Genomic DNA, 8,983 nt, shown 5'->3' on the forward strand with positions numbered 1-8,983 from the left:
CAGATCCATCACAGCTTCACCTCAATATCTACTCCTGCCGGCAGATCCAGCTTCATGAGAGCATCGATGGTTTTGGAAGAGGGGGAATAGATGTCGATAATGCGCCGGTGGGTGCGGGTTTCAAAATGTTCCCGCGAGTCCTTGTCGGTGTGGGGGGAACGCAGCACACAGTAGATTCTGCGCCGCGTAGGCAAAGGGATCGGGCCGACAGGTACGGCGTCGGTACGACGAGCCGTATCCACAATTTTGTCGCAGGAAGTATCCAGCAGCCGATGATCGTAAGCCTTCAGGCGGATGCGAATTTTCTGTTGGGTCAAAGTAGGCATGGCCGGAGAGCAATCCAGAGAACGGTGGACTCGAAAAGGTCAGCAGGGAAAGTGCTCCGCACCACTGTTGCGACCGAGTTGGTCTGGGGCCTCCAGCACTCAATCCCTGCCGAGAAAAAGCAGCTTACTTCAGGATCTTGGAGACAACACCCGCTCCGACGGTACGGCCACCCTCGCGAATGGCAAAGCGCATCCCCTGCTCGATGGCGATGGGCTGAATCAGCTCCACCGTCATCCTGACGCGGTCGCCGGGCATCACCATCTCCGGCTGGGATCCGTCATCAGCCGTAAAGGAAGAGATGGTGCCGGTTACATCGGTGGTGCGCACGTAGAATTGGGGACGATAGCCGGCGAAGAACGGCGTGTGGCGACCTCCTTCCTCTTTCTTGAGGACATACACCTCAGACTCGAAGCTGGTGTGAGGAGTAATGGTCTTGGGCTTGGCCAGCACCATGCCGCGCTCCACTTCGTTCTTCTGAATGCCCCGCAACAGCACACCAACGTTGTCGCCGGCAATCCCTTCGTCGAGGGTTTTCTGGAACATCTCCAGGCCGGTAACGGTGGTAGAGCGAGTTTCTCGCAGGCCCACCAGTTCCACCGTTTCGCCCACTTTGATGCGGCCCCGCTCGATCCGGCCCGTGGCCACCGTGCCCCGACCAGTAATCGAGAAGACATCCTCCACAGCCATCAGGAAGGGCTTGTCCACATCCCGCTCAGGCGTGGGAATGTAGGAGTCTACCGCATCCATCAGCTCATAAATTTTGTCCACCCAAGGATCTTCGCCCCGCTGGGTTTTGGGGTTGGCGGTCATTCTTTCTAGGGCTTTCAGCGCCGATCCTCTGATGATGGGAACGTCGTCGCCGGGGAAGTCGTATTTGGAGAGAAGCTCCCGCACTTCCAGCTCCACCAACTCCAGCAACTCTGGATCATCCACCATGTCTTCTTTGTTTAGGAAGACCACCAAGCTGGGCACCCCCACCTGCCGGGCCAGCAGGATGTGCTCCCGCGTTTGGGGCATAGGCCCATCAGCCGCAGACACCACCAAGATGGCCCCATCCATCTGAGCCGCGCCTGTGATCATGTTCTTCACGTAGTCGGCGTGGCCGGGACAATCCACGTGGGCGTAGTGACGGTTGGCAGTCTGATACTCGACGTGGGCGGTGTTGATGGTAATGCCGCGAGCTTTTTCCTCTGGCGCTGCGTCGATCTCATCGTACCTTTTGGCTGTGGCCTGACCCAAAGCAGCCAAGGTGGTGGTGATGGCAGCCGTCAGGGTGGTCTTGCCGTGGTCAACATGGCCGATGGTGCCAACGTTGACATGGGGTTTGGTGCGTTCAAACTTAGCGCGTGCCATGAATCATCACTTCCTTTTTGGTTTCAGTCAGCTACTCATTTCCTTTGTTTTTGGCAATGATGGCTTCGGCGATACTGCGAGGAACTTCCTCGTAGTGGCTGAACTCCATCGTGAAGGTGCCTCGACCCTGGGTTTTGGAGCGAATGTCGGTGGCATAGCCAAACATCTCCGCCAACGGAACCTTGGCATTGACTTTGGTAATGCCGCCTTCTGTATTCATCCCCTCCATCTGGCCGCGGCGGGCGTTGATGTCCCCGATGACATCCCCCACAAAGGCTTCAGGGACTTCCACCTCGACCTTCATCATCGGCTCCAGCAGGGTAGGGCTTGCCCTGCGAGCAGCCTCCTTCAGAGCCATCGAACCGGCGATCTTGAAGGCCATTTCGCTGGAGTCCACCTCGTGGTAGGAGCCATCCACCAGAGTGGCGCGGATGTCGATCAAGGGATAGCCCGCCAGCACACCGGATTCGCAGGCTTCCCGGATCCCTTGCTCAGCCGGCCCAATGTATTCCTTGGGCACGACGCCACCCACAATTTTGGAAACAAACTCAAACCCTGTACCCGGCTCCGCCGGCTCTAGGTCGATCACCACATGGCCGTACTGGCCACGGCCACCGCTCTGGCGAACAAACTTGCCTTCCACGCGGCTGACCGGCTTGCGAATGGTTTCGCGGTAGGCCACCTGTGGGTTACCAACATTGGCTTCTACGTTGAACTCCCGCAGCATCCGATCCACCAAGATCTCTAGGTGCAGCTCGCCCATCCCAGAGATGATGGTTTGATTGGTCTCGGGATCCACAGACACGCGGAAGGTGGGATCCTCCTTGGCCAGGGCCTGCAGGGCCTTGGAGAGCTTATCGATATCGGCTTTGGTTTTGGGTTCTACAGCCACCGAGATCACCGGCTCTGGGATGAACAGAGACTCCAGGATCACCGGCGCATTTTCGTCGCAGAGGGTGTCTCCGGTGGTGGTGTCCTTGAGGCCCACCACAGCTCCCAGATCTCCTGCCCGCAGCTCATCCACGTCCAAGCGTTCATCGGCCTTCAGCACCACCAGCCGCGAGATTCGCTCTTTCTTGTTTTTGGTGGAGTTGAGCACATAAGTACCTTTGGTCAACACCCCCGAGTAGACGCGAATGAAGGTGAGATCCCCGTACTTATCACTCATCAACTTGAAGGCCAGGGCGGAGAAGGGCTCATCGTCGCTGGCACGGCGGGACACTTCTGAGCCATCTGGCAGCACCCCCTTGATGGCCGGAATATCCACAGGCGAGGGCAGGTAATCCACCACCGCATCCAGCAGCATCTGGACTCCCTTGTTCTTGAAGGCAGAGCCACACAGCATGGGCACAATTTGGCCGCTGATCGTGCCTTTGCGCAGACCCGCCATCAAGTCGGCTTCGCTCAGATCTTCTTCGGCAAAGTACTTCTCCATCAGAGCTTCGTCCGTCTCGGCCACTGCTTCCACCAGCTTGGCCCGATACTCTGCCACGAGATCTTTCATCTCCTCAGGGATGGGGGCCGGACGAATGTCTTTGCCGATCTCATCCATATAAATGCGGGCTTGCATCCGCACCAAGTCAACAATGCCGCAAAACCCGTCTTCGGCACCGATGGGCAGTTGGATGGGCACAGCATTGGCCTTGAGGCGCTCCCGGATCTGGTTGTAAACCTTGAGGAAATTGGCCCCCATGCGATCCATTTTGTTGACGAAGGCAATGCGGGGCACATTGTAACGATTGGCTTGCCGCCAGACGGTCTCAGACTGAGGCTGCACGCCGCCCACCGAGTCAAAGACGGCGATCACCCCATCCAGCACCCGCATGGAGCGCTCAACTTCAATGGTGAAATCGACGTGCCCAGGAGTATCGATGATGTTGATGGTGTACTCCGGTGCGCCGGAGAGGGGCTGGGAAGGATTTGCGGGATCCCGCTTGGTCCAACGGGTGGTGATGGCCGCAGCGGTGATGGTGATGCCCCGCTCCCGCTCCTGGGCCATCCAATCGGTGACCGCAGTTCCGTCGTGAACTTCGCCAATTTTGTGCACCAGACCGGAGTAGAAGAGAATCCGCTCTGTGGTCGTGGTCTTGCCAGCATCGATGTGAGCCGCGATGCCGATGTTTCGGACTCGTTCTAGGGGAACTGTGCGTGCCACGTCAACCTCCCAATCCTCGTCGCCCTGCGACTTGGGCAAACTAAAAAATCCTTTACAATTCTAATCTTTTTTGCCGATTTTTCTCCACCTCGCTGGAACTCTGGGTGGGCAGAACAGGGATCCCAAAAGTCTCCACTGCTCCGCCAGGCTAATTCAGTAGCGGTAGTGGGCAAAGGCTTTGTTGGCCTCGGCCATGCGATGCACCTCTTCTCGCCGCCGAATGGCGCTGCCGGTTTCGTTGGCTGCATCGATCAGCTCATTGGCCAACTTGGCGGCCATGGTGCGACCTGGACGAGTGCGCGAAAAGGTCACCAACCAGCGCAGCGCTAGGGAAGTGCCCCGTTCTCCTCTCACCTCCACAGGCACCTGATAAGTGGCTCCGCCCACCCGGCGGGCTTTCACCTCCACCAGTGGGGTGGCGTTGCGAACAGCATTTTCCAGCAAGGGCAGTGGGTCTTGGCCAGTGCGCTCCCGCACAATGTCCAGAGCTTCATAGAGGATCCTGGCAGCCAGGGATGCCTTACCCCTCATCATCAACTTGCGGATCAGCATGGTAACCAGACGGCTCCCATACTTGGGATCCGGGGGCACATCACGACGAGGGGCACGGTTGCGGCGAGACATAGGAGCTGGGTTGCTTGTTCAGATGGGGATGGCAGAAAGAAAGATGACGAGTGGGATATGGAGGGTTGAGGGTGAGGGCAAAGCTATTTTTTCTTGCCAGCGGCGGCTGGAGCTTGGCCCGGCTTGGGCCGTTTCGCCCCGTATTTGGAGCGGCCTTGCTTGCGGTCTTTGACCCCAGCAGCGTCGAGGGTGCCCCGGATAATGTGGTAACGCACGCCGGGCAAATCCTTAACCCGCCCACCGCGAATCATGACCACAGAGTGCTCCTGCAGGTTGTGGCCGATGCCAGGAATGTAGGCAGTGACCTCAAAGCCGGAAGTGAGGCGAACGCGAGCCACTTTTCGCAGCGCTGAGTTGGGCTTTTTGGGCGTTGTCGTGTACACTCGGGTGCAAACCCCCCGCCGCTGTGGACAAGCCTTCAGGGCAGGAGACTTGGTCTTGCGAGCGGCAACGCTGCGCTCCTCACGGATCAGTTGCTGAATGGTGGGCATGGGCTGGCAGAGAAGGTCACGGCTTAAATTTTAAATTATCCGGTTGAATTATCCGGCGATATTGAATCCTAGCAAGGCGGGATCCCAGCGTCAACTTGGGGATGGACTGCTGGGCTGTTAGCCTGGCCGAGTCTGAATTTCGGCCTCGTTCCCCCCTTGCCTCAGCTTTTTAGGAGACTCTGCACACCAGAAAGGATCCCTAGCAGACGATGGGCTGGTTAGATTGGTGGATTGTGCCTCCATGTCCGCTTTGCCGGCGCCCTGCCAAGGCCGTGTTCTGTCAAGACTGTCAAAGGCGGTTGCAGGCGGAGCGCCTTGCCACTTGGCCAGTCACCACCTCGCCTTTGCCACTTTACGCCTGGGGGATCCACCGGGGGGCGCTGCGCAGGGCCATCTACTGCCTGAAGTACGAAGGACAACGGCGCATTGGCTCGGTTTTGGGAGAATGGCTGGGATCCCGCTGGGTGGAAAGCCGACAGCCGTCTTCAGGCTCCCGTAGGGCCTATGGCTTGGACTATACGGTGGTGCCCATCCCGCTTCATGCGGAGCGCCTGCGGCAACGGGGCTACAACCAAGCCGCCTTGATCAGCCAAGCCTTTTGCCAGCGGACAGGTCTGAGACATTGGCCTGAGGCTCTGGTGCGGGTGCGGGCCACAGCGGCTCAACATGAGCTCAACCCGCTGCAACGACAGCACAACTTGGCCGGGGCCTTTGCCCTGAAACAAGTTCCGGCCACACCGGTTCTTCTGGTGGACGACATCTACACCACCGGCTCTACTGTGCAAGCCGCCCAGCAGGTATTGGCCGCTGCCGGGATCCGTGTAGCCGGGGTAATCGTTGCCGCTCAAACCCCAAAAGCCGCCTCTCCAGACTGGCCCGGCCCTCCAGACCCTATCCCGCCTCCACCAAATTAAAGGCCGTAACAAACATAAAGTCACAAAACTCGCGCACCAAGTTCGGATCCCGCCAGCCCTTGCGGGTTTCCTCCCGCAGCACTCCTATGGCCTGTTCGGCAGTCAAGGCGGGTTTGTAGGGGCGAGGAGAGGTCAGAGCGTCGAAAATGTCGATCACCTGAAAGACGCGGGCCAACAGGGGAATCTCTTCGCCTGCCAGCCCATCCGGGTAGCCGCTGCCATCCCAACGCTCGTGGTGGTGGCGGATGATCGGCAGCACATCCTGCATGGTGCGCAAGCCCCGACAAATGTCTTCGCCAATCAAGACGTGGGACTTCATGATCTCCCATTCTTCCGGGGTATGCTTGCCCTGCTTGCACAAAATCGCATCCGGGATCCCGACTTTGCCGATGTCGTGCAGGTAGCCGCCCCAGCGCAGGGCCTTGATCTGTTGACGAGACAGCCCCAAGTAACGGCCAAACTGTTCCCCCATGGCCACCAAGCGTTCGCAATGGTCACCCGTGGTGGGATCCCGGCTCTCCACAGCGCGGGCAATGGCAAACAACACCCTGGCAGCGTGATCCAGGTCTTCGTTCAAGCGCTTTTGGTGGATGGATGAGCGTACCCGCGCCAGCAGCTCCACGTGATCGAAGGGCTTGGTCAAAATGTCGTCGGCCCCCACCTGCATCCCCATCAGGCGATTGGAGCGGTCGGTCAGGGCAGTGATCAGCACAACGGGGATCAGGCGGGTCAGCTCATTGGCCTTCAGTTGCCGGCAGACATCGAACCCGCTCATGTTCGGCATCAGCACATCCAACAGCACCAAGTCTGGCCGAAGCCGCTCCACAGCCTCCAAAGCCTCTTCGCCGTTGGTGGCCTCGCTCACGCGGAAGTGGGCCGACCGCAACAGCTCACCGATGTAGAGGCGGCTGCTGGCCTGATCGTCCACCACCAAAACATGATCCGCCTCCGCCAGCTTCGGGTTTAGACGGGGAAAGGGGGTGTGAGTCAGGCGGGAGTTCATGGCGGCCAAAATCTAGTCTTGCATCGAGTACGAGCTTTCCCCCTCAGCCGGATTCGGCGCAACCCCACAGGGGATCCCAGTCCAGACCCCTGGCGGTAGGATGTCAACGAACTCGAATGACATCCCTTCGCCTTCACATCTGGACACACTTTATACTCAGACTTTTAAGTCTGTACTCCGCAACTTTGCTGAACCTACTGCGCTCTTTGTAAGGCTGCCTGATGGGGATCCACATTGAGAAACACGGTGGCATCTCCCTCGACGCGGATGATGCGCAAAGGGGGCAGCGAGCCCGTCGGGTTTTGGATGCGCTCTTGCAGCTTCTCGTAGAACAGCAGATCCGCCAGTTGCGCGTTCTGCGCTGCCGCTTGTCCTTTCAGCTCGATGGCCCGCTGGTTGGCCGCCGCCAGGATTAACAGTCGCTCCGTCTCTTTTTCCTGGATCTGCGCCCGTACTGCCGCCGTCTGTGCTGTAATCGAGGCTACCTGTTTGCGTTCAATGGAATCTCGCAGGGCTTGTGGAAAGTCAGGGTTGCCCAGAAACAGGCCCTCCACCTGCACCAAAGGCAAGGTTTGGCCGTCGCGGTTGACGGTGGGCATCTCTTGGCGGATCAAGTCCAGAGCCCGTTGTTCAATGGCGGCCCGCTGGCTTTTCCGGTAGAAGTTTTCCGAATCGAAAGAGGCGGAGATATCCCGAATTTTGGAGCGCACCACCGGCACCACCACCGTGGAAAGATAGTTCTCGCCGATGCTGGCGTGCAGCTCGTCCAAAGTGGCGAGGTTGGGCTTGAGGGCAATGGCCACATCGATGGCAAAGGCTTGTCCATCGGCGGTGTTCACGGTGATGGCGTTGCTGATGGCATTGGCCGAGGCGGGGTCGTTGGTAAACTCCCAAACGCGGGTGAGCACGGTGTAGGTGATCGGCGTTTCGATCCCTGGGATCCGGAAGATGGCCCCTGGCAGTTCCACCCGCCCCTTCTGCAACCCGGAAAAGGTATTGAAAACTACAGTGGCATGTCCGGGCAAAGTGACGTACAGGCAAGCGCGGAGCACTCCCAGGGCCGCCAAGACGGCGATCCCTCCTACGGTTAACCAACCCACTCTGCTTTGGGGTGCTTCTCCTGTTGGATACATGGCGGCTGCTCCCGTTCGAGGGTCGGTGAGAAGAGCTGAAGAAGCTGGGGCTGAGCCAAAAGGATTGATTTCCTAATTGAGTTATCTATTTGGTGATCAAAGTTTCCAGGCGGGATCCCAGTACTGTGGCTTTCACCACCTCTAGGTACTGCGGATTTTGGGTGAGGGCCTGTGCTTTGGCTCTCAATTGACCGGCTTCTGCCTCCGCTTGAGAAATGATGGCGCGGGCATCTTGGCGGGCCTGCTCGATCTCAAATTGCTTTTGCGCCAGTTGATTTTCGGCAATGGTCTTTGCCTCAATGGCCGCTACAAAATCAGGATCGAAATCCACATCCCGCAGCAGAAAATCCAAAACCTCGATGCCGTATTCCTTCAGCAGAAGAGCCACCCGTTCGCGGATTTGGCCCTGGAGCAGCGGACGCTCGGTAGAATACAGAGCCTGGGCAGAAAAGCCGCTGGTCTCATTCAGAATGACCGACCGGACGATGGGGGCGATGCGATCCAGGTAATTTTCCCCCAGTTGCGTATAGACCTTGGGGGCGTCCACAATGCGAAACTGCAGGGTCGCCTCAGCCGCAATCTGCTGCCCATCCTGAGAAAGGGCCACCAGCCGCGGCGCGTAGGCAGTCGGGTCGTTGTCCTTCCAGGTCAGAGCTTGGGTTTTTACATCAAAAATCACCGTGCGAGAGACAAAAGGCGGCACCCAATGGAGACCAGGCTGCAAAGCCATCGGGCTCACCCCCCCTCCCCAGGTGAACACCACCATATTTTCTCCGTTGCCCACCAGTCGCAGCGGCCTGCCCATCGCCACTAGGATCAATACGGCTCCGGCAAGGGTGGCCTTGGGCAACCAGCGACCAACTCGCCTTTCCCAACCTTCTGCTCGCATCTCCCCATCTCCTGCGCATGCAGCCATTCTCGCGGCTGTGGGGAAATGAGGCTGAGAAATCGCCGCTATCTTTTAAGTTTTCTCCAGGGATCCC

General features: G+C 58.5%; 9 protein-coding genes. 1 reads left to right on the forward strand and 8 read right to left on the reverse strand.

Annotated elements, in window-relative coordinates; all coding sequences use genetic code 11:
• Window positions 1–8: 8 nt before the first annotated feature.
• The 5 genes from rpsJ to rpsL form a co-directional block, all read right to left on the reverse strand.
• Window positions 9–326: a 30S ribosomal protein S10 gene (gene rpsJ / locus NW849_RS05435; RefSeq protein WP_414328725.1), complete on the reverse strand. Its 318-nt coding sequence runs from the start codon at window positions 324–326 to the stop codon at window positions 9–11.
• 124 nt (window positions 327–450) lie between these two features.
• Window positions 451–1,680 carry an elongation factor Tu gene (gene tuf, locus NW849_RS05440; protein WP_414356399.1) on the reverse strand — a complete coding sequence of 410 codons (1,230 nt, stop codon included), beginning with the start codon at window positions 1,678–1,680 and terminating at the stop codon, window positions 451–453.
• Window positions 1,681–1,711: 31 nt separating this feature from the next.
• On the reverse strand, window positions 1,712–3,835 hold the full coding sequence (gene fusA / locus NW849_RS05445; protein ID WP_011432555.1) for an elongation factor G: 2,124 nt from the start codon (window positions 3,833–3,835) through the stop codon (window positions 1,712–1,714).
• Window positions 3,836–3,988: 153 nt separating this feature from the next.
• On the reverse strand, window positions 3,989–4,459 hold the full coding sequence (rpsG, locus tag NW849_RS05450; protein ID WP_011432554.1) for a 30S ribosomal protein S7: 471 nt from the start codon (window positions 4,457–4,459) through the stop codon (window positions 3,989–3,991).
• Window positions 4,460–4,542: 83 nt separating this feature from the next.
• On the reverse strand, window positions 4,543–4,950 hold the full coding sequence (rpsL, locus tag NW849_RS05455) for a 30S ribosomal protein S12 (protein WP_011432553.1): 408 nt from the start codon (window positions 4,948–4,950) through the stop codon (window positions 4,543–4,545).
• A 272-nt stretch (window positions 4,951–5,222) separates the two neighbouring features.
• Between rpsL and NW849_RS05460 the strand changes: the two genes are divergently transcribed.
• Complete coding sequence (locus NW849_RS05460) at window positions 5,223–5,864, forward strand: ComF family protein (protein ID WP_414356401.1); 642 nt, start codon at window positions 5,223–5,225, stop codon at window positions 5,862–5,864.
• Here NW849_RS05460 and NW849_RS05465 read toward each other — a convergent pair.
• The 3 genes from NW849_RS05465 to NW849_RS05475 form a co-directional block, all read right to left on the reverse strand.
• Window positions 5,842–6,867, reverse strand: a complete 1,026-nt coding sequence (locus NW849_RS05465; protein WP_414356403.1) for an HD-GYP domain-containing protein — start codon at window positions 6,865–6,867, stop codon at window positions 5,842–5,844. The two genes, NW849_RS05460 and NW849_RS05465, sit on opposite strands and share 23 nt — an antisense overlap.
• A gap of 194 nt (window positions 6,868–7,061) precedes the next feature.
• On the reverse strand, window positions 7,062–8,000 hold the full coding sequence (locus NW849_RS05470) for a prohibitin family protein (RefSeq protein WP_414356405.1): 939 nt from the start codon (window positions 7,998–8,000) through the stop codon (window positions 7,062–7,064).
• An 85-nt stretch (window positions 8,001–8,085) separates the two neighbouring features.
• A complete protein-coding gene (locus tag NW849_RS05475; protein WP_414356407.1) occupies window positions 8,086–8,889 on the reverse strand; it encodes a prohibitin family protein in 804 nt (267 codons plus the stop codon).
• Between the last annotated feature and the right edge of the window lie 94 nt (window positions 8,890–8,983).

This window comes from Synechococcus sp. R55.3 (assembly GCF_047461975.1).
GTDB lineage: Bacteria > Cyanobacteriota > Cyanobacteriia > Thermostichales > Thermostichaceae > Thermostichus.

Excerpts from the sequence above, each read along its gene's own strand:
- rpsJ (WP_414328725.1), bottom strand. The coding sequence starts at position 326 with ATGCCTACTTTGACCCAACAGAAAATTCGCATCCGCCTGAAGGCTTAC.
- tuf (WP_414356399.1), bottom strand. The coding sequence starts at position 1,680 with ATGGCACGCGCTAAGTTTGAACGCACCAAACCCCATGTCAACGTTGGC.
- rpsG (WP_011432554.1), bottom strand. The coding sequence starts at position 4,459 with ATGTCTCGCCGCAACCGTGCCCCTCGTCGTGATGTGCCCCCGGATCCC.
- rpsL (WP_011432553.1), bottom strand. The coding sequence starts at position 4,950 with ATGCCCACCATTCAGCAACTGATCCGTGAGGAGCGCAGCGTTGCCGCT.
- NW849_RS05465 (WP_414356403.1), bottom strand. The coding sequence starts at position 6,867 with ATGAACTCCCGCCTGACTCACACCCCCTTTCCCCGTCTAAACCCGAAG.
- NW849_RS05470 (WP_414356405.1), bottom strand. The coding sequence starts at position 8,000 with ATGTATCCAACAGGAGAAGCACCCCAAAGCAGAGTGGGTTGGTTAACC.
- NW849_RS05475 (WP_414356407.1), bottom strand. The coding sequence starts at position 8,889 with ATGCGAGCAGAAGGTTGGGAAAGGCGAGTTGGTCGCTGGTTGCCCAAG.